Annotated in this window: 18 protein-coding genes; 6 read left to right on the forward strand and 12 right to left on the reverse strand. The window is 73.2% G+C overall.

Translation table 11 applies throughout. The annotated features are described in order from the left end of the window. The coding region (locus ACFVXH_RS03390) for an ATP-binding protein (RefSeq protein ID WP_387819926.1) at nucleotides 1-2,248 on the reverse strand (2,248 nt) is incomplete at its 3' end. Between the two features lie 310 nt (nucleotides 2,249-2,558). Between ACFVXH_RS03390 and ACFVXH_RS03395 the strand changes: the two genes are divergently transcribed. The 3 genes from ACFVXH_RS03395 (at nucleotide 2,559) to ACFVXH_RS03405 (ending at nucleotide 6,011) form a co-directional block, all read left to right on the forward strand. Next, a complete protein-coding gene (locus ACFVXH_RS03395; RefSeq protein ID WP_049649515.1) occupies nucleotides 2,559-3,506 on the forward strand; it encodes a hypothetical protein in 948 nt (315 codons plus the stop codon). A 426-nt stretch (nucleotides 3,507-3,932) separates the two neighbouring features. Next, a complete protein-coding gene (locus ACFVXH_RS03400) occupies nucleotides 3,933-5,456 on the forward strand; it encodes an aldehyde dehydrogenase family protein (RefSeq protein ID WP_049649514.1) in 1,524 nt (507 codons plus the stop codon). A 231-nt stretch (nucleotides 5,457-5,687) separates the two neighbouring features. Then, nucleotides 5,688-6,011, forward strand: coding sequence for a hypothetical protein (locus ACFVXH_RS03405; protein ID WP_049649513.1), 324 nt, complete (start codon nucleotides 5,688-5,690; stop codon nucleotides 6,009-6,011). Nucleotides 6,012-6,089: 78 nt separating this feature from the next. On the opposite strand, the gene ACFVXH_RS03410 is transcribed toward ACFVXH_RS03405, so the two are convergent. After that, nucleotides 6,090-7,313 carry a serine hydrolase domain-containing protein gene (locus tag ACFVXH_RS03410; protein ID WP_387819929.1) on the reverse strand — a complete coding sequence of 408 codons (1,224 nt, stop codon included), beginning with the start codon at nucleotides 7,311-7,313 and terminating at the stop codon, nucleotides 6,090-6,092. A 122-nt stretch (nucleotides 7,314-7,435) separates the two neighbouring features. On the opposite strand from ACFVXH_RS03410, the gene ACFVXH_RS03415 reads away from it, so the two are divergent. From ACFVXH_RS03415 to ACFVXH_RS03425, 3 genes are all read left to right on the forward strand, one after another. Next, nucleotides 7,436-7,945: an NUDIX hydrolase gene (locus tag ACFVXH_RS03415; protein ID WP_049649511.1), complete on the forward strand. Its 510-nt coding sequence runs from the start codon at nucleotides 7,436-7,438 to the stop codon at nucleotides 7,943-7,945. A 131-nt stretch (nucleotides 7,946-8,076) separates the two neighbouring features. Next, nucleotides 8,077-8,919 (forward strand): TetR/AcrR family transcriptional regulator, encoded by an 843-nt coding sequence (locus ACFVXH_RS03420; RefSeq protein WP_387819931.1) that lies wholly within the window; start codon nucleotides 8,077-8,079, stop codon nucleotides 8,917-8,919. A 252-nt stretch (nucleotides 8,920-9,171) separates the two neighbouring features. Next, a complete protein-coding gene (locus tag ACFVXH_RS03425; RefSeq protein ID WP_387819933.1) occupies nucleotides 9,172-11,076 on the forward strand; it encodes a hypothetical protein in 1,905 nt (634 codons plus the stop codon). 168 nt (nucleotides 11,077-11,244) lie between these two features. On the opposite strand, the gene ACFVXH_RS03430 is transcribed toward ACFVXH_RS03425, so the two are convergent. From ACFVXH_RS03430 to ACFVXH_RS03475, 10 genes are all read right to left on the reverse strand, one after another. Continuing rightward, nucleotides 11,245-12,282 (reverse strand): TetR/AcrR family transcriptional regulator C-terminal domain-containing protein, encoded by a 1,038-nt coding sequence (locus ACFVXH_RS03430; RefSeq protein WP_387819935.1) that lies wholly within the window; start codon nucleotides 12,280-12,282, stop codon nucleotides 11,245-11,247. A gap of 155 nt (nucleotides 12,283-12,437) precedes the next feature. Then, nucleotides 12,438-13,148 carry a spermidine synthase gene (locus ACFVXH_RS03435; RefSeq protein ID WP_117492522.1) on the reverse strand — a complete coding sequence of 237 codons (711 nt, stop codon included), beginning with the start codon at nucleotides 13,146-13,148 and terminating at the stop codon, nucleotides 12,438-12,440. A 102-nt stretch (nucleotides 13,149-13,250) separates the two neighbouring features. After that, nucleotides 13,251-14,387, reverse strand: coding sequence for a YeiH family protein (locus ACFVXH_RS03440; protein WP_380777729.1), 1,137 nt, complete (start codon nucleotides 14,385-14,387; stop codon nucleotides 13,251-13,253). Between the two features lie 58 nt (nucleotides 14,388-14,445). Beyond that, entirely contained in the window at nucleotides 14,446-15,027 is a 582-nt protein-coding gene (locus ACFVXH_RS03445) for a cysteine dioxygenase family protein (RefSeq protein ID WP_074004375.1), read from the reverse strand. A 124-nt stretch (nucleotides 15,028-15,151) separates the two neighbouring features. Continuing rightward, nucleotides 15,152-16,057 (reverse strand): LysR family transcriptional regulator, encoded by a 906-nt coding sequence (locus ACFVXH_RS03450; protein WP_049649505.1) that lies wholly within the window; start codon nucleotides 16,055-16,057, stop codon nucleotides 15,152-15,154. Between the two features lie 167 nt (nucleotides 16,058-16,224). Beyond that, nucleotides 16,225-17,094, reverse strand: coding sequence for an amino acid ABC transporter permease (locus ACFVXH_RS03455; RefSeq protein ID WP_117492528.1), 870 nt, complete (start codon nucleotides 17,092-17,094; stop codon nucleotides 16,225-16,227). Further along, nucleotides 17,091-17,735 carry an amino acid ABC transporter permease gene (locus tag ACFVXH_RS03460; RefSeq protein ID WP_074004373.1) on the reverse strand — a complete coding sequence of 215 codons (645 nt, stop codon included), beginning with the start codon at nucleotides 17,733-17,735 and terminating at the stop codon, nucleotides 17,091-17,093. Before ACFVXH_RS03460 ends, ACFVXH_RS03455 begins: the two co-directional genes overlap by 4 nt. Nucleotides 17,736-17,747: 12 nt before the next feature. Beyond that, entirely contained in the window at nucleotides 17,748-18,650 is a 903-nt protein-coding gene (locus ACFVXH_RS03465; RefSeq protein ID WP_387820559.1) for a glutamate ABC transporter substrate-binding protein, read from the reverse strand. Nucleotides 18,651-18,716: 66 nt separating this feature from the next. Continuing rightward, entirely contained in the window at nucleotides 18,717-19,445 is a 729-nt protein-coding gene (locus tag ACFVXH_RS03470) for an amino acid ABC transporter ATP-binding protein (RefSeq protein WP_220450147.1), read from the reverse strand. 47 nt (nucleotides 19,446-19,492) lie between these two features. Next, on the reverse strand, nucleotides 19,493-19,738 hold the full coding sequence (locus tag ACFVXH_RS03475) for a lipopolysaccharide assembly protein LapA domain-containing protein (protein WP_049649495.1): 246 nt from the start codon (nucleotides 19,736-19,738) through the stop codon (nucleotides 19,493-19,495). Between the last annotated feature and the right edge of the window lie 45 nt (nucleotides 19,739-19,783).

A 19,783-nucleotide genomic window follows, 5' to 3' on the forward strand; every position in this document is an offset into this window, starting at 1 on the left:
GCAGCACCATGGCGGTCGCGTGGTACGGCGGGTGGAAGCCGGAGTCGTTGGCCAGCTGCCAGGCCTCGTCGATCCGGCCGCGGGCGAGCAGGGTGTCGACCAGCACGCCGACCGCGTCCCAGGCCAGCGGCAGCATGTCCCCGATCCGCTCGGAGATGCGGTGCGCCCGGCGCAGGAAGTCCTCGGCCTCGGCGAGCAGGCCGCGGCGGAACCGGGCCAGGCCCATCAGGAAGTAGGCGAAGCCCCGGTGGGCACCGCTCCAACCGGCCACCTCGAACTGGATGATGGCGTCCGCGGCCAGCCGTTCGGCCTGGGCGATGCGGTCGTTGTAGATGTACGTGAGGCAGAGCATCGAGGGCAGTTCGAAGCCCCAGGTGGTGTCGGTCCACCCGAGGCCCTTGGGCAGCCGCCCGCCGTCGAGGACCTCGTCGGCGAGCGCGAGCGCCTCCGCGGACGGGGCGCCGCGCAGGGTGAGGTCCCAGGCGCGCATGGCGAGTACGGCCCGGGCGGAGGCCTCCTTGCCGTTCAGGCTCCGGCACATCTCGCCGAGCCGGGCGGAGCGGCCCGGGCCGTCCTCCTCGGACTTGCGGAAGGCGTGCCACATGAACGAGGCGGCCTGGAGCCGCTGACGGCCGGCCGGGTCGACGGTCTGCTCGGCCTCGCGCTGGCAGACCAGGGCGGCCTCGCCCAGCTCACCGGCGTGGGCGAGCACCTCGGAGAGCCGGAAGGTGGCGTCCACGCGCAGTTCGGGCCGCAGCGGCAGCTCGTCGGGGTCGAGGGCCAGCTTGAGCTGGTTGACGGTGGCGACGGGGTCGGTGAGCAGTGCGGAGCAGCCGAGTTCGTACATCACCTCGGCCTTGATCTCGTCGGCGGGCGGCTCGTTGAGCGCGCGGTGCAGACAGCGCTGGGCGGCCTCGGGGGCGCCGATCAGCTGGTGTTCGATGGCGGCGCGGCGCAGCTTCTTGACGATCCGGTCGTCGCCCTCGCCGGAGTGGGTCTCGACCAGGTGGCGGGAGGCGGCGAGCAGGCCGAGTCCGGCGTTCTCGATCTCGGCGGCGGCGATGCCGTGCATGCCGAGGCGGGTGGCGTCCGGCATGGTGTTGTAGATGGAGCTGGCGATCAGCGGGTGGACGAACTCCAGGTTCCCGTTGGGGGTCTGGGTCAGCACGCGCTGCTTGCGCAGCTGCTTGATGGACTCGCGGGCGCCCTCGGTGCTCTGGGTGGAGATCCGGGTGGCGAGGTCCACCCGGATGTCGGTGCCCAGCATCGCGCAGGCCCAGGCGTACCGCAGGGTGCTGGCGCCGAGCCGGTCCAGCCAGCTCTTGAGGGTCATCCCGGTGGCGTCGACGGCGAGTTCGCGCAGCTGTCGGGAGTTCTCCTCGACCGGTTCGAGCTCCTGGTCGCGGACCTGGTCGAGCAGGGCGATGACCTCGAACGGGTTGCCGTTGACGACGTTCCAGAACTCGTAGCAGAAGGCCTCCTCGGCCTTGTCGCCGAGTTCGGCACGGATCATGTCGGTGACCGAGCTGAGGTTGAGGCGGTTGAGCTCGTGCCTGCGCGCCTTGAGTCCGAGGACGGCCCGGCGGAATTCCTGGGTCTCGGTGGGCCAGTCGCTCTCGTCCTCCCGGAAGGCGAAGACGAGCAGGACGGGAAGTTCACTCGATCGGATGGCGAACTTGGTCAGCCAGGAGAGTGACTCCCCGTCCGCCCAGTGCAGGTCGTCGACGATCATCACCATCGGCGCCCGGCGCGGCGCGAGCTGGGTGAGGACGTAGTCGAGGCCGTCGCGCACGCCCTGCGGGTCGAGGCGGCGGGCGCCGGCCTTGGGCTGCTTGAGGCCCATGGCCGGTCCGACGACCTCCTCCCAGGTGCCCATGACCTGGGCGAACACGTCCGGCGGCAGGTCACTGAGCACGGGCTGGAGCAGCTGCCGCAGCACGTGGTACGGATCCTTGAACTGCCGTTCTCCGCCTCGGGCGAAGAGCACGGTGGCGCCGTCGCGGAGCTTGGCGAGCCGCCGGACCTCGTGCAGCAGACTGGTCTTTCCGATGCCGGGGCGGCCGGAGAAGGTGAGCAGGTCACCGATCTCGGTGCCACCTGCGGCGAAGCCGCGGCAGAGCTGGTCCACGGCGGCCTCCACCGAGCGCAGTTCGGAGTCGCGGTCGTGCAGCCGGACCCGGGGCGCGGTGCCGTCGCCCTCGTGGGCGGAACCAGCACCCGCCCGAATTGCGTTCTCCTGCTCGGTCACCGTCGTGCCTCCGCCTCGCCCGCTCGCGTCACAGCTCCATCACTGCGTGCAGCCGAGGTTAGCGCCGCGCGGCCGTTCCCGTGGGGCATTCGTGCAGGCTGGGGCGGACGGTGAGGGTTCGGGCGGCTTGTCAAGGGCAACTGCCCTATATCCCTAACGTCCGATCATTGCATCAGATACCCTACGGCCTTCGAGGTTCGGATGATCTTGCGGAACCCACCCCCACCGCCCGCGCCTCGCCGTGTCAACTCCCCCCACCATCAGCGCTCGAACAAAAAGCGCCCCCAACCTCCGCTGCACCGGGAGTCCGATGTCTGACGACACCTCACTTCAGATTCCGTTCCCGCACCGCCGCAGTCCGCACGGCCCGCGCGCCACCGCACTGCACCGGGACTGGCTCATCCGCCACCCCCTGCTACCCGACGCCGACCACCCCGGCTACGCCCACTGGGAAGTGGTGGACCTCGCCGCGCTCGGCTACCCGGACGCCGGTCCGGACGAACTCGCCCTGGCCGCCGACCTGATGGGCTTCTACTTCCTCTTCGACGACCAGTTCGACGGCCCGCTCGGCCGCCGCCCCGCCGAAGTCGCCCCGATCTGCGAACGACTGATCGCCGTCCTGCACGGCGCCCGCCCCGACCAGGACTCCCCGGTCGAGACCGCGTTCGCCGACCTGTGGGACCGCAGCGTCCAGGGCATGCCGGCCCGCTGGCAGGCCCGCGCCGCCTACAACTGGGAGTACTACCTGGCCAGTCACCCGGCCGAGGCGGCCGGCCGGATCTCCACCCGGCCGCCGGACCGCGACGGCTACCTGGAGCTCCGACGGGGCACCGCGGCCATGGAGACCATCTTCGACATGGTCGAACGCCTGGGCCAGTTCGAGGTCCCGGCCGCCGTCCTGCACCACCCGGTGCTGCGCCAACTCCGCCAGCTGGCCGCCGACATACCGTCCCTCAGCAACGACGTGCGCTCCTACCCCCTGGAGGCGCCGCGCGGGGACGTGAACAACCTGGTCATGATCGTCCAGCGGGAGCGGTGCTGCTCGGCCGAGGAGGCCTGCGCGGCGGTCATCGCCGAAGCCCAGCTGATGGTCGACCGCTGCGCCGAGCTGCGCGACCGACTGCCGGACGTCCACCGCGAGTTGGGCCTCTCCCGGATCGAACGCGTGATCGCCGAGCGGTACGCGGACGGACTGCTGACCTGGCTGGCCGGCTACCTCAGCTGGGAGGCCCGCACCGGGCGGTACCACGCGGTCTGACCGGCGTCCGCCCCGAACCGCCCGACGGGCGTACGGCGGCCCGCCGGGAGCGCCGTCCGGGCCACGCGGCGGCGTGCGGCGGCACGCCGCGGGAACGCGGCCGGAACGCGCGCCCCGCAGCGATCCGGTTCCGGGCGCCCGAGGTGATCCGCTCCGGGGCGCCCCTGGTGATCGGCTCCGGACTCCCGTCGGCACGCCCCCGGGAGCGGCCGGCGGACACACCCTCCGTACGGGCCCGGCGTACGGACCGTAGCCGCGCCGGGCGCCGGGCGGTTATCGTGCTCGACGGCGGGCGCCCGGCGGGGCGCCGGTCCGATGGCGTGTCCCACCCCTCCCGCCGGACCGCCCCCTGACCGGGCGGTCCGGCGTGCCGCCCGCGGCCCGAGCCGCGCCGACGGCACCCGACGCAGCGAGGAGACACCGAGCATGACGGTCTACCAGCCCCCCGGCACCCCCGGCAGCATCGTCGCCTACCGCTCCCGGTACGAGCACTGGATCGGCGGCGACTGGACGCCCCCGGTGCGCGGCGAGTACTTCGGCAACCCGACCCCGGTCACCGGCGAGGTGTTCACCGAGGTCGCCCGGGGCACCGCCGAGGACATCGAGGCCGCCCTGGACGCGGCCCACGCCGCCGCCCCGGCCTGGGGCCGCACCTCGGCCGCCGAGCGCGCGCAGGTGCTGCTGCGGGTCGCCGACCGGATGGAGGCCAACCTGGAGCGGCTGGCCGTCGCGGAGAGCTGGGAGAACGGCAAGCCGGTGCGCGAGACGCTGGCCGCCGACCTCCCGCTCGCCGTCGACCACCTGCGCTACTTCGCCGGTGCGCTGCGGGCCCAGGAGGGCAGCCTCTCCCAGCTGGACGAGGACACCGTGGCGTACCACTTCCACGAGCCGCTGGGCGTGGTCGGCCAGATCATCCCGTGGAACTTCCCGATCCTGATGGCGATCTGGAAGCTCGCCCCGGCGCTCGCGGCCGGCAACGCGGTGGTGCTCAAGCCCGCCGAGCAGACCCCGGCCTCGGTGCTGCTGCTCGCCGAGCTGACCGCCGACCTGCTGCCGCCCGGCGTGCTCAACATCGTCACCGGCTTCGGCGAGGAGGCCGGCGCCCCGCTCGCCGCCAGTCCCCGGGTCCGCAAGGTCGCCTTCACCGGCGAGACCACCACCGGCCGGCTGATCGCCCGCTCGGCGGCCGACAACCTGATCCCGGTCACGCTGGAGCTCGGCGGCAAGAGCCCGAACGTGTTCTTCGCGGACGTCGCCGCCGCCTCGGACGCCTTCTACGACAAGGCCGTCGAAGGCTTCGCGATGTTCGCCCTCAACCAGGGCGAGGTCTGCACCTGCCCCAGCCGCGCGCTGATCGACTCCGCGATCTACGAGCGGCTGCTCGCCGACGGCCTGGAGCGGGTCCGGGCGATGCGCCAGGGCGACCCGCTGGACACCGAGACCCAGGTCGGCGCCCAGGCCAGTGTCGAACAGCTGAAGAAGATCCTCTCCTACTTCGAGATCGGCCAGGAGGAGGGCGCCAAGCTCCTGGCGGGCGGCGAGCGGGCCGACCTCGGCGGTGCGCTGGCCGGCGGGTACTACGTCACGCCGACGGTCTTCGAGGGCGACAACTCGATGCGGGTCTTCCAGGAGGAGATCTTCGGACCGGTCGTCTCGGTCACCCGCTTCGACGGCTTCGACCACGCCGTCGCCCTCGCCAACGACACCCAGTACGGGCTCGGCGCGGGCGTCTGGACCCGCAGCCTCAACACCGCCCACCGGGCCGGCCGCGCCATCCAGGCGGGCCGGGTCTGGACGAACTGCTACCACGCCTACCCGGCCCACGCGGCCTTCGGCGGCTACAAGAACTCCGGCATCGGGCGGGAGAACCACAAGGCGCTGCTGGAGCACTACCAGCAGACCAAGAACCTGCTGGTCAGCTACTCCCCCGACGCGGTCGGCTTCTTCTAGGAAGTCGGCTTCCTCCAGGAAGCGGGGCGGCAAAGCGGAGCGGGAGGCCCACCGGGACCTCCCGCTCCTCGCCACTCCCCGTGGCGGGCTCCGGGGCGATTCGCCTGTTCCGGGGATCAAAGCACATGAATGCGCCCAATTCACCGACGCGCCGCCGACATGCCCGGACGGCCCGCGCGAAAGCCGTAGACAGGACTCCCCGTACCCCAACCCCCGATCCGGGAGTCCCGCGTGACCATCGCCCCCACGAAACTCAGCGACCCCGCCGTCCGCGCCTTCGTCACCGCGGTCAACGCGGGCGACCGCGAGGCCTTCTTCGCGCTGCTCGCCGCAGACGCGACCATGTCCGACGACGGGTCCGAGCGCGACCTGGCGGACTGGGTCGACCGGGAGATCTTCGGCCCGAACGGCCGGATGGCCGTCCAGACCGAGTCGCACGGCGGCCACGCGCTGGTCGCCGAGTTCACCAACGAGACCTGGGGCACGATGCGCACCGCGTGGCGCTTCACCGTCGACGGCGGGAAGATCCGCCGCTTCGAGACCGGCCAGGCCTGAAGCGACCGGCCTGGCCCGGGGTTACCAGCCAGGCCTGGGACTACCGGCCGGGCCCGGGGCTACAGGCTGACCCCGGGGCTACCGGTCCAGCCCCAGGCACCCCCGCACCGCGCGGATCAGGTTCCGCGAGCGGACGTCCCCGGTGACACCCGGCTGCATGCCGTTGGTGACGTAGCCGAAGCCCAGCCCCAGGTCGGGGTCGGCGAAGCCGAGCGAGCCGCCCCGGCCCGGGTGGCCGAAGCTCGCCGGGGAGGCCATCGGCGCGGTCGGACCGTGCCGCCAGAAGCCCAGGCCGAAGGTGGAGTTGACGATCAGCACCCGGTCCGGCCCGCTCACCGCCGGCCCGACCGCGCGTACCAGCACCTCGGGGCCGAGCAGCGGCGGCAGCAGCGCGCCGGAGCCGTCCGCGCGGTCGGCCGCACCGATCAGCGCCGCGTAGAACCGGGCCAGCGACCGGGCGGTGCCGATGCCGCCGGCCCCGGGGATCTCGGCGGCCTGCACCGCCGGGTCGTTGAGGTCCACGCCGGGGCGCACCGAGGCGAAGGAGCGGGCGGTCAGCGAGGCCGGGTCCTGGTAGGCGTCCCGGACGGACTGCTTGGGCCGCAGCCGCAGCCCGCTCGGACCGGTCCGCGCCGCCTCCGGGGCCGGCAGGTCGACCAGCTTGCCGACCCGGGGCGCGGCGCCGGCCGGCAGCCCGATCCACAGGTCCAGCCCGAGCGGCCGGGCGACCTCCTCGGCGAAGTACTGGCCTATGGTCCGGCCGCTCACCCGGCGCACCACCTCGCCGACCAGCCAGCCGAAGGTGTACGGGTGGTAGCCGTGCGCGGTGCCGGGTTCCCAGGCGGGCTCCTGCGCGGCGACGGCGGCGGCCGCGCGCTCCCAGGTGAGCACGTCCTCCAGCCGCAGCGGCACGTCCAGCGCGGGCACCCCGGCCTGGTGCGAGAGCAGCTGGCGCACCGGGACGCGGCCCTTGCCGGCCGCCGCGAACTCCGGCCAGTACGAGGCCGCCGGGGCGTCCAGGTCGAGCAGGCCGCGCTCGACCAGCAGCAGCGCGGCGGTCGCGGTGAGGCCCTTGGTGACCGAGCGCAGCACCTGGGCGGTGTCCGCCGTCCACGGCACCGCGGGCGCCGGCCGGCCGCCGACCTCCGGCCGGGCGTCGCCGCCCCACAGGTCGACCACCTTGCGGCCGCGCACGTACAGCGCGAAGGCCGCGCCGAGCTCGCCGTAGTCGGCGAAGTTCCGTGCGAAGGCCTCCCGTACGGGCTCGAACCCCTCGGCCGTCTCGCCCCAGATCTCCACCACCGCGTGCCGTCCTCGACCAGTTCCGCTGCTTCTCATGCCATGTGCGCTCGCTTTCGATCTCCTTCGATCCTTCTTCGATCGAATTCGTTCGAACCGAGCCCCGAAACCCTAACCTGTCCCCCATGACCAACCCTGCCGAGGAACTGCTGGACATCGTCGACGAGCACGACCGCGTGATCGGGACCGCCCTGCGCGGCGAGGTGTACCGGCGCGGGCTCACCCACCGCTGCGTCTTCATCCTGGTCCGCGACCCGGCCGGACGGATCTTCGTCCACCGCCGCACCGACACCAAGCTGTTCGCCCCCGGCGCGTACGACATGTTCGTCGGCGGCGTGGTCGGCTCCGGCGAGACCTACGCCGAGGCCGCCGTCCGCGAGGCCGAGGAGGAACTCGGCGTCCACGGCGTCACCCCGCGGCCCCTGTTCAAGTTCCTCTTCGAACAGGACCGGCTCTCCTGGTGGTGCGACATGTACGAGGCGGAGTGGGACGGCCCGGTCTCCCCCCAGGAGTCCGAGGTCGCCTGGCACGCCTGGCTCACCCCCGCCGAACTCGCCGACCGCCTCACCCGCGACACCTTCGTCCCCGACGGCCTGGAGGCCTACCGCCGCTACCTGGAGCTCCGGTCCGCCTAGCGCCGCCGAGGCCTCGGAGCCGACGGTTCGGGGTGCGGGGCGGCGTGCGGGCTTCGGAGACGGCGTGCGGGCCGACGGGCGGCGCGCCCCAGGCTCCACCGGAGGGCCCGCGACGAACTAGGGTGGCGCGCATGGCCTCCCGTACGCCGTCTCCGACGGCCGACCACGCAGCACGGACCTCCGCATCCGCCGGGGCGGCGGGCGGGCGGCCGCGTCGGCGGCTCAGTGTGGACGAGCGGCGGGAGCAGCTGATCGCCGTGGCGCTGGAGCTGTTCAGCCGCCGGCCGCCGGAGGAGGTGTCGATCGACGACATCGCCGCCGCCGCGGGCGCCTCCCGGCCGCTGGTCTACCACTACTTCCCCGGCAAGCAGGCGCTGTACGAGGAGTCGCTGCGGCGGGCCGGGCAGGAGCTGTCGGCGCGGTTCGAGGAGCCCATGGAGGGGCCGCTGTCGGAGCGGCTGCACCGGGTGATGGGCCGCTACCTGGACTTCGTGCAGAGCCACGGGCCGGGCTTCGCCGCCCTGCTGCGCGGCGGGTCGGTGGCGGCCAGCGCGGGCACCTCGGCGGTCATCGACGACGTGCGCCGGGCGGCGCAGGAGCAGATCCTGGCCCACCTGGCGATCCCCGCGCCGAGCGTCGGGCTGCGGCTGACCGTCCGGGCCTGGATCGCCAACGCCGAGATCACCTCGCTGGAGTGGCTGTCCGAGCGCTCGGTGCCGCTGGCGGAGCTCCAGCTGCACCTGGTGCAGGAGTTCGTCGCGGCGCTCACCCTCACCGCCGCCCGCGAGCCGGCGCTCGCCGCCGAACTGGCCTCCTTCTTCGCCGACGAGCGCCCCAACGGCCCGACCGGGCGCCTGGTGCGGGACCTCGCGGGGCTGTTCGCCGTGCCGGGGATCGTCGAGGCGGTCACCGCGCTCGCGGCCGGCACCCCCGACGACGGGTCCGCGCAGGCCACCGGGGCCGCCGCCGAGTGACCCGCGCGGTCGGCGGATCGACGACCGGGGCCGGCGGAGCGGTAACCGTGCCCGGCGGAGCGGTAACCGGGGTCGGCGCCGGACTCGTCACCGCGCGCCGACCGCCCAAGTGATCATCGGGTGATCCTGCGGTTCGGTCAGGACAGTGGGCTCTGATAGGAATGAGCAGGGATCTGACGGCGCGCCGCCGCGCCGGGGCCGGTCCCACCCGAACCACCGACAGCAGACGGAGCAGAGCGGGGGGCTCACCAGGTGACCCAGGACGTCCAGTTCAGCGTGGAGGCCAATCCCTTCGCGGCAGCGGAGCAGGTCTGCGCGACCCTCGGCACCCTCACCGACGCCCTCTTCGACCAACACACCTCGCGCCACCCGGCGGCCTCGCTGAGCGCCCTGCGGACGGCCGAACACCCCGCCGCCGAGGCGCTGTTCGCCCTGCCGCTGGCCCCCAACGGCCCGGTGCACACCGCCCTCGACCGGCTCGGCACGGTGACCACCGCGGGCACCGGACGGCCGGGCACCGGCGCGCGGCTCACCGACCGGGTGGTCACCGCGCTCCAGGCCCGGTACGGCGGCGGCGCGGTGCGCGGTGCCATCGCCGACCGGGGCACCACCTCGGCCGCGCTGTTCCAGCTCCCGGTCACCGGCGAGTTCGCCGACGCCAAGCTGCGTCCGCCGTTCGCCCCCGCGCTGGCCGCGCTGGCGGCCGGGCAGCAGACCCGCCAGCCGGTCGAACTGCCCACCGGCGCGGGCGCCGAGGTCCGGCTGGTCGTACCGCCCGGCTTCCACTCGCTGACCTCCCCGGGCGGCCCGCCCGGCGTCTCCGCCCGTACAGTGCCCCCGCTGCCCGACGGCGCGGACCGGACCGGCGGCAGCGCGACCGGTGGGAGTGCGAGCGGTGGGAGCGCCCCGGCCACCGTGGCGGCCGCCGATGAGCTGGCCCGGCACCTGGCCGAGGTCGCCGAGGAGCTGTTCAGCGCGACCGGTCCGGAGCCGCGGCGCGACTTCGCGGTGATCTCCGCCACCCTGGCCGACCTGATCCGCGACGCGGGCGTCGTGTACGCCGGCGTCTGCGCCCTGGAGCTGGACGACCGCGCCTCGGACGCCGCCCTGGTCGTCTCGCTCGCCCGGCACCCGCTGCCGATCACCGCGCTCGCCACCGAGCTGGCCACCGTCCGGCGGCACGCCGAGGTGTGGACCGTGCTGCTGCCGGCCGGACCGGCCGCCGTCCTGGTCGAGGGCCGGACCGTCCCGGTACCCGGACCGCTGGCCGCCGACGGACAGCGGCGCTGGGTGGTCACCTCGGCCGTCCAGGCCTTCGTGCCGCTGCCGGATGGCGGGACGGTGCTGTGCGCCCAGCTGTCCACGGCACGGCCGGAGGACTGGGAGCTGTACACGGAGGCGTTCGCGGAGCTGCTGAAGAGCATCCAGTTCGGCTGGGACGGCGTACCGGTCCCGGGCGCCGCGACCGCCGTCCCGGCCGCCGCGGTGAGCAGCGTTCCGACCCCGGCGCCCGCTCCCGCCCCGACCCCGTCGCCTGCCGCCACCATCGAGGAGGCGTCGGCGGAGGCGCCGGAGGAGAGGCCGGTGCACCTGCGCGGCACACCGGTACGGGTGCCTCCCGCGGACTTCAACCCCTTCGCGCCGGTCGCGGAGACCCCGGAGGTCCCCGCCGCCGGTGGGGACCAGGCGGCACCGGACGCCGAGGGCGGACCGAAGGGCACCCCGGTGATGGTCCCGCCGCCGGACTTCAACCCCTTCGCCATGGGGGGCGTCCCGGACGTATCGGGCGACGCGCCCGCCACCCAGCCTGCCGGGGCGGCTCCGGTCGCCGATCCGTTCGGCACCACGGTCGCGGCCGAGCAGAAGGCCGACCCGTTCGGCACGACTCTCCCCTCCCAGGGCCCGGCCGTCCCGCCGCCGCCCTCGACCCCGCCCGTCATCCCGGCCCAGGCACCGCCCGCCGCGGCCGCGGCGGAGCGGAGTCCGGGGCAGGGCGGGGACGCGGAGGAGCCGGCTCCGGGCAAGGGCACGCCGGTGATGGTCCCGCCGCCGGACTTCAACCCCTTCGCCATCGGGGGCCTCCCGGACCTGTCGGCTCCCGAACCGGAGCCGGCGGAGGAGGCGGACGCCGAGCCGCAGAACCGCCCGTTCGGCTGAGCCGGAGGCGGGGGAAGCCGCTGCGCGCCGTCACCGCGAACGGGTGACGGCCGTCAACGGACAGCTGACGGCTGACGGCTGACGGCTGACAGGTAACAACCGACAGATAACAGCTGACAGATTTCAGCGAACGAAATCTGAAATCTGTTACCTGTCATCTGTCAGCTGTCAGCTGTTCGCCGCCCCCTGCCCCCGCCGCTCGATCATCAGACCGACCCCGTCCAGCATCCGCGCCATCCCGAACTCGAACAGCGCCTCCAGGCCCAGGTCGATCTCCGGCCCCCGGTTCATCGCGTCGAACATCGGGAACCGCTCCGGATCCGCCATCAGCCGGGCGTGCTCCTCACCCTCCACCCGGTCCATCCACTCCTCCGCGGACAGCCCGCTGTCCTGCTCGGCCTGCGCCTCCCGCTCGAAGTGGACGGCCAGCCCGCACACGAACGCCGCCAGGGCGACGGCCGCCTGGGCCATCTCCTCGCCGCTCAGACCCCGCCCCGCCAGGGCGGCCATCGACCGCTCGGTGTGCACTGCGGCGTCCGGCGCCAGCACGGGCCGGGTGAAGGACATCGTGGAGGCCAGCCACGGGTGACGCCGGTAGATCCGCCACTGCAGCCGGGCGACCGTCTCCAGCCCCTCCCGCCAGTCCTCCGCCGGCGGCTCGGGCAGCGGCTGTTCCCCGAACGCCACGTCCGTCATGAGCCGCAACAGCTCGTCCTTGCCGGGCACATGACGGTAGAGCGACATCGTCGCGACGCCCAGATCGGTCGCGACCCGGCGCATCGACAGCGCCGCCAGCCCCTCCTCGTCGGCCACCCGGACGGCCGTCGCGACGATCCGCTCCCGGGTGAGCTCACCCTCGCCGCCCGCTCTCACCCGCCGCGCCGCGGTCGGCTCCGCGGTCGGCGCCGTGGCCGGCTCCGCCACCGGCCGCGCTTCCCGCGCCGGTTCCCGCCGCGGCTCCCGGGCCCGGACCTCCTCCGGAGCCGCCTTCCCGGCCACCACCGTGCCCACCCCGGGAACGGCCCGTACGAGCCCTTCCTCCCGGAGGCGGTTCAGCACCTTGGTCGCCGTGGCCATCGCGACGCCCCACTCCTGGGTGATCCGCCGGGTCGACGGCACCCGCGCCCCCGGCGCCAACTCCCCTGCCGCGATGCGACGTCGGAGCTCGGCCGCGATCCGCTCCGAGGGACTCCCGCTCTCAGCCACCCGATCCCACCATCAACCTGCCGTTCAACAGCCGTGGTGCCGACAGCAGTTGACGCACCAGGCGCCAACCACCCGCCGCCACAGCCGGGTTCACCCGCGATCCGGCCGCACCCGGCCCGATCCGCGTCCGCCCTCAGCCGGCCCTCGGCGCGCCCTCAGCCCGCCCGCCGGGCCAGGTGCACCACGTCCGGCACCCCCCGGGCGACCGGGATCTCGTGCGTCACCACGTCCGAGAACCCCACCGCCCGCAGCGCCTCCTCGAAGGCCGGCGAAGGCTGCGCGCTCCACACCGCCAGCACCCCGCCCGTCCGCAGCCGGTGCCACAGCACCGCGAGCCCGTCCGCGCCGTACAGCCCGTCGTTGGACTCGGTGACGGTCCAGTCCGGCCCGTTGTCGATGTCCAGGCACAGCGCGTCATAGCGCTCGCCGTCCGCCGCCGCGAGGTACTCCAGCAGGTCGGTGTGGAGCACCTCGACCCGCGCGTCCTCCAGCGCACCGTCGGAGAAGGCGCCGAGCGGGCCGGTCCTGTGCCAGTCGATGATCGCGGTCTCCCGCTCGACGATGGCGATCCGTCCCCAGCGCGGCTCGGCCGCCGCGTACGCCAGCGAGAAGCCGACCCCGAGGCCTCCGATCAGCACCGACGGCCGCTCGACCGGGCCGCCCGTGCGGTCCAACTCGTCCAGCGCCGCCTGGATCAGCAGCCGCTCCGAGCGCCCGTCGGCGGTGTCCATCAGGAAGCAGCCGTTGGCGATGATCTCGAAGTCCCGACCGCGTTGCCGGAGCACCACCTCGCCGTACGGGCCCTCCCGCCGGTCGAGGGTGACGACGGCCTCGTGGCCGTCGCGTTCGGGCAGTGCGGTGGTCATCCGTCCCCCTTGGTGGACTCGGGCGAACTCGGCTGCGGTGCCGCCCCCGTACGGGCGGGGCGGGCACCTGCCCGACAATAGCCGAGTCCGCACCCGGGTCCGTCAGGTCGTGACCAGCACCCCCACGTACGAGACGCCCGCGACGACCACCCAGGACCCGAGTCCGAGCAGGGCGATCCGCCCGCCGGTGCGGGCCATGGTCGGCAGGTGCACCGCACTGCCCAGGCCGAACAGCGCGGCGGCCAGCAGCAGCCCCTGGGCGTCCGCGGCCAGGTCGAGCGCCCGCTCGGGCAGCACCCCGGTGGTCCGCAGGACGATCATCGCGAGGAATCCGGCCACGAACAGCGGCACGATCGGCGGACGGCTGCCGGTCTTCACCGACTTCTCAGCCGGCTTCTCACCCGACTTCGCGCTCGACTTATCGCCCGACGCCGCGCCCTCCTCGCCCGCCCCGCCCGCCGCTGAGGCCCCCACCGGAGCGCCCACCGGCGCCCCGACCGGAACCTCCGCCAAGGCCGCCACCCGCGCCGCCCGCAGGTTCCGCCGCACCGCCACGGCCACCCCCGCGACCAGCGGCGCCAGCAGCACCACGCGCATCAGCTTGACCAGCACCGCCTCCCGCAGCGCCCCGGCCCCGCCGGTCTGCGCGGTGGCGACGACCTGCCCGACGTCGTGCACGCTCGCCCCGACCCAGCGCCCGAACTCCAGCTCGCCGAGCCCGAGCGGGTGCTGGAGCAGCGGCAGCACGGCGATCGCCAGCGTCCCGCAGAGGGTCACCAGCGCCACCGAGGCCGCGACGTCCTCCTCCTCGCTGCCCGCCGCCTGGCTGACCGCGCCGATCGCCGAGGCCCCGCAGATCGAGTACCCGGTGGCGACCAGCAGCGGCTGGTCCCCGGGCAGGCCGAGCCGCCGGCCCAGCCAGAGCGTGCCCGCGAAGGTGGCCGCGACCACCGCGAGCACCATGGCGACGGTGGCCCAGCCGAGGCCGAGCACGTCGTCCAGGCTGAGCTTGAGCCCGAGCAGGACGATCCCGAGCCGCATCAGCCGCTTCCCGGCCGTGGACAGCCCCGGCCGGGCGATCCCGCGGACCACCGGGCGCAGCCCGGGCAGGTGGGCCACCAGCATGCCGAGCAGGACGGCGGCGGTGAGTTCGGGCACGGCCGGCACCAGCGCGTGGATGCCCAGCGCGGCGGCCACTCCGAGGGCCGCGAGCAGCAGCCCGGGAGCGTCCCCGCGCATCGGGGGCAGTGAGCGGGTGCCGGCGGTGCGGTGCCTGAGGGTCAGTGCCACGCCGCCCTCACTGCTGCCGGTCGGCGGGCAGCCGGTAGACCCGCCGGATGCTGGTGCCGAGCCGCGAGACGTCCGCGCCGTAGACGTGGATGGAGATCGCCGTGCTGCTACAGGAGTTGCGCACCAAGTGGATGTCGCCGGGCGGGGCGAAGGCGGCCACGGTGCCGGCCGGGCCGGCCACGTGCTCGGTCTCGACCAGCCGGGAGGTGGGGCCGTCGGAGACCAGCCGGTAGCGGGTCTCGCTCTCCTGGCCCTGGTGGACGCCGGCCACGCACCAGGAGACGTGGTCGTGGATCGGGGTCTGCTGCCCGGGCAGCCAGACCAGGGCGACGACGGAGAAGCTGCCGTCCCCCTCGGCGTGCAGGACGTGCTGGCGGTAGCGCTGCGGGTCGCCCTCGCGCTGGGCGGGGGTGAGCAGCGCGTCGGGCCCGTCCGGGTCGGCGTGCAGATGCGGGGCGAGGCGCTCGCCGACCAGGTAGGCGGTGAGCTCCGGCGGGAGCCCGCGGTCCACGACGGCGCGGATCTCACTGATCAGCGCGGTCATCCGCTCGGTGAGCCGGTCGCTGCCGACCGTGGCTGAGGGTGTCATCCCAGCAGGTTCGAACCTATGGACCCATCACGTCCAAGGAGGGTTTGTAAGCAATCTCCCCATCAACGCTTATAGGTCGCCGGGTGGCAGTCCATGCTCGTCGGTCATGTGGCCCGCCGACGGGTCAGCACCCGACCCGGCTCGCCGCCGCCTGCCGCAGGTGGTCCAGCACCAGCCCGGTGGCCGGGATCCGCCGGTGCTCGCGCAGCACGTACGCGCTCACCTGCCGCCGCAGGTGCGGCTCGACGGCCCGTCCGGTGACCTTGCGGTGGCACATGAAGGAGAGCACCAGCGCCGGCATCAGCGCGATCCCGACCCCGGCGGCGACGAGCGACTGCACCGCGAGGTTGTCGTCGGTGGAGAAGACGATGTCCGGTGCGAAGCCCTCCTCCGCACAGACGTGCAGCAGGTTGGCCCGGCAGCGCGGACATCCGGCGATCCAGCGTTCGCCGCCGAGGTCGGCCAGCCGTACGGCGTGCCGGCGGCCGAGCGGGTGCCCGACCGGCAGCAGCACCGTGAGCAGGTCCTCCATCAGCGGGATCTCGTCCACGCCCTCCGGCACCTCGGCGGCCGCGCCGGGGTACCGGAACGCCAGCGCGATGTCGCACTCCCCGCGCAGCAGCCGCTGGACGGAGTCCGGCGGCTCGGCCTCCAGCAGCTCGACCCGCACACCGGGGTGCTCGGCCAGCAGCCGGGCCATCGCCTGGGGTATCAGGGTGGCGTTGGCGCTGGGGAAGGCGCAGACCCGCACCCGACCGGCGCGCAGCCGGGCCAGCGCGGCGAGCTGCTGCTGGGCGGCGGACATGCTGCCGAGGATCAGCTCGGCGTGCCGGGAGAGCGCCTCGCCGGCCTCGGTGAGCCGCAGTCCGCGCCCGGCCCGGGTGAAGAGCGGGACGCCGACGGTGCGTTCGAGCGCCTTCATCTGCTGGGTGATGGCGGGCTGGGTGTAGCCCAGTTCGCGGGCGGCGGCCGAGTAGGAGCCGGCCCGGACGACCTCGTGGAACGTCCTGATGTGCCGCGAATCGAACACCGGCTCCATGGTCCCTCCCGCCCTCTCGTCCACCGTCGGCAGCCCCGTTCCGGCCGCGCTCCGGTCGTCCACGGGCCGCGCCCGGGCGCCCGAGAATCATAAGAGGAATTTGGAGGTACCGACCCCAACCCCACCCGTACCTATGGTTCAGCCCCGAACCGGCCTTCTCACAGCTGCGCCGACGGAGGCAGCCCCACCGGCACCCCTGCCTTGGCCACCGGTGCCCCGCCCCGCGCGCTCGGACTGCGCCGGCTGCGCCGCTCCACGAAGCGGGCGAGCCAGGAGAGCAGCAGACACATGCCGATGTAGATCGGCGCGATCACCATCACCACCGGGATGAACGGCAGGTCGTAGTCCAGGTTGGTGGCGATCAGCTTGCCCGCGTGCAGGAACTCCTCGAAGGTGATCAGGAAGCCCAGCGAGGTGTCCTTGAGCGCGACCACCAGCTGACTGATGATGGCCGGCAGCATCGCCCGGTTGGCCTGCGGCACCAGGACGTACGTCATCACCTGGGTCTTGCGCATCCCCAGCGCGAACGCCGCCTCCCGCTGCCCCTTGGGCACCGCGAGCACGCCGGCCCGGAACACCTCGGCCAGCACCGAGCCGTTGTAGAGCACCAGCCCGGCCACCAGCGCCCAGAGCGGCTGCACCTTGAGCGCGACGAAGACGAAGAAGATCATCACCAGCACCGGCATGGCCCGGAAGAACTCCACCACCAGCGTGGCGAGCCAGCGCACCACCCGGTGGTCGGAGAGCCGCCCGGCCGCGAACAGCGCGCCGAACGGCAGCGCGAACAGCACCGTCCAGCCGAAGGCCTGCAAGGTGTTGCCGAGCCCGCGCAGCAGCAGGTCCTGCACGCCCCGGTACTCGAAGGGCTGCCACTTGGCGTACGTGAACTGGTGGGTGTGGAAGAGCATGTAGACCACCCAGCCGATCAGCGCCGCGATCAGCAGCAGCGCGATCCCGCCGTACAGCCGGTGCCGGGAGAGCGCCTTCGGGCCGGGGATGTCGTACAGCGCCGAGGATTCGACCGTCATCGGGACACCGCCACTCGTCGTTCCAGCAGGTTGAAGACGGCGCTGATGGCCAGGGTGATGATCAGGTAGCCGACGGCGATCCAGACGAAGGTCCAGATGATGCTGTAGCCCAGCTCGTTGATGGTCCGGTAGGTGCCCAGCAGCTCGGTGACGCTGAACGAGCCGGCGATCGCCGTGTTCTTCGCCAGCGCGATCATCACACTGCCGAGCGGCGCCACCACCGAGCGGTACGCCTGCGGCAGCACCACCAGGCTCATCGTCTGCCCGAAGTTCATGCCGAGGCTGCGGGCCGCCTCGCCCTGCCCGGTCGGCACCGTGTTGATGCCCGACCGCATCGACTCGCAGACGAAGGCCGAGGTGTAGCAGCCCAGCGCGAGCACCGCGAAGGTGTAGAAGGGCAGGGTGATGTCGAACCGGGGCAGGCCCAGCACCACGATGAAGAACAGCAGGGTCAGCGGCGTGTTGCGCAGCACCGTCACCCACAGCGTCCCGAACACCCGCAGCGGTTTCACCGGCGAGACCCGGAAGCCCGCGATCAGCACGCCCAGCACCAGCGACAGCACGGCGCTCACCGCGAACAGCGAGAGCGTGCCGAGGAACCCGTCCCAGTAGGTCGACCAGTTGTCGGTCAGCGTTTTCACGGCGCGGCCCTCTCAGTACCGGTCGATCTGCGGCGGGTTCGGCGCCGGCTCCCCGGAGAGGCCGAGGGTCGCCTCGAACGCCCTCCTCCAGTCGCCGTTCTGCATGTGGTGCTCCAGAGCGTCGTTGATCGCGCCGCGCAGCACGGTGTCGTTCTTCGGCACCCCGATGCCGTACGGCTCGGTCGAGAACAGCGGGCCGACCACCTTGAGCTCGTCCGGCACCTTGGCCGCGTAGCCGAGCAGGATCGCGTTGTCCGTGGTCACCGCGTCGACCTGGTTGGTGATCAGGTTGTCCACGCAGGCCGAGTAGGTGTCGTAGCCGATCAGCTTGGCCTTCGGGTACTGCGACTGGATGCGCTGGTACGGCGTCGAGCCGGCCGCCGAGCAGACCTTCTTGCCGTCCAGGTCCTGCGGGCCGTGGATGGTGGTGTTGTTCTTGCGCACCAGCAGCGACTGCCCGGCGATGAAGTACGGGCCGGCGAAGCCGACCAGCTTCTTCCGGTTGTCGTTGATGGTGTAGGTGCCGACGTAGTAGTCCACCTGGCCGTTCTGCAGGGCGGTCTCGCGGTTGGCCGAGGCGATCGTCTTGAACTGGATCCGGTCCGGCGGGAAGCCCAACGAGGCGCCGACCATCTTGGCGATCTCGATGTCGAAGCCGGAGTACACGCCGGTGGCCGGGTTCTTCTGGCCCAGGTACGGCTGGTCCTCCTTGGCGCCGACCATCAGGTGGCCCCGGCCGCGGGCGGCGTCCAGGGTCGGCGAGCCGGTGATCGCGGAGGCGTCCTGCACCTGGTAGCTGGGCAGGGCGCTGGGCTGGGGGCCCTTGGGCGGCGGGGTGCCGGGCTTGCCGCAGCCCGCCACCAGCGCGGTGAACAGCAGGGCGGCGGCGAGCACGCGCCGCCCCGCCCGCGCCACGGGCCTTCCCACAGATCTTCCCGCGGGCCTCGCCGCCGGCGTCGTCTCACGGTTCACGGCGCCGCCTCAGTGCTTCAGGATCTTGGACAGGAAGTCCCGGGCACGATCGCTCTCAGGAGCGCTGAAGAAGTCCTCCGGGGCGCGGTCCTCGACGATCCGGCCGTCGGCCATGAACACGACCCGGTTCGCGGAGGCCCGGGCGAAGCCCATCTCGTGGGTGACCACGATCATCGTCATGCCCTCGCTCGCGAGCTGGCGCATGACGTCCAGCACCTCGTTGATCATCTCGGGGTCGAGCGCCGAGGTGGGCTCGTCGAACAGCAGCGCCTTGGGGTCCATCGCCAGCGCGCGGGCGATCGCGACCCGCTGCTGCTGCCCGCCGGAGAGCTGCGCCGGGTACTTGGCCGCCTGATCGGCGAGGCCCACCCGCTCCAGCAGCGCGCGGGACTTGTCGTCCGCCTCCGCCCTGGGCCGGCCGCGGACCTTGATCTGCGCGAGCGAGACGTTCTGCAGCACGGTCTTGTGCGCGAACAGGTTGAAGGACTGGAACACCATGCCGACCTCGGCGCGCAGCCTGGCCAGCCCCTTGCCCTCCTCGGGCAGCGGCTGGCCGTCGATCAGGATGGTGCCGTTCTCGATCGGCTCCAGCCGGTTGATGGCCCGGCAGAGGGTGGACTTGCCGGAGCCGGACGGGCCGATGACGACGACGACCTCGCCGCGTCCCACCGTCAGCTCGATGTCCTGCAGCACGTGCAGGTCCCCGAAGTGCTTGTTGACCCCGCGCATCTCGATCAGCGGGGTGAAGGCCGATGCGCCGGCCGGAGCCGGCCCGGGGGCTGTGGTCACCTGCTGCGCCGTCCCTTCAGCAGCCAGCCCAGCGCGACGCCCGCGATCAGCGTGGCCAGCAGCGCGATCCAGAGCGGCGCGGTGACGGTGAAGACCCAGAACTGGATCTTGACCTTGTCGAGGTTGGCGAACAGGAACCACACGGCGAGGACGACGATGGCGCCGATCCCGATGTAGCGCGTGGGAATCCCGCCGATCTCACCGCGCGGGGAGCGGGACGAGCCGTCTGAAATCTTGGTCACCGGAGCAGTCTGCGGGCCGGGCGGCCGATTTGCCCGGTTACGCGC

The sequence above is a fragment of the Kitasatospora sp. NPDC058184 genome (assembly GCF_042883725.1).
GTDB lineage: Bacteria > Actinomycetota > Actinomycetes > Streptomycetales > Streptomycetaceae > Kitasatospora.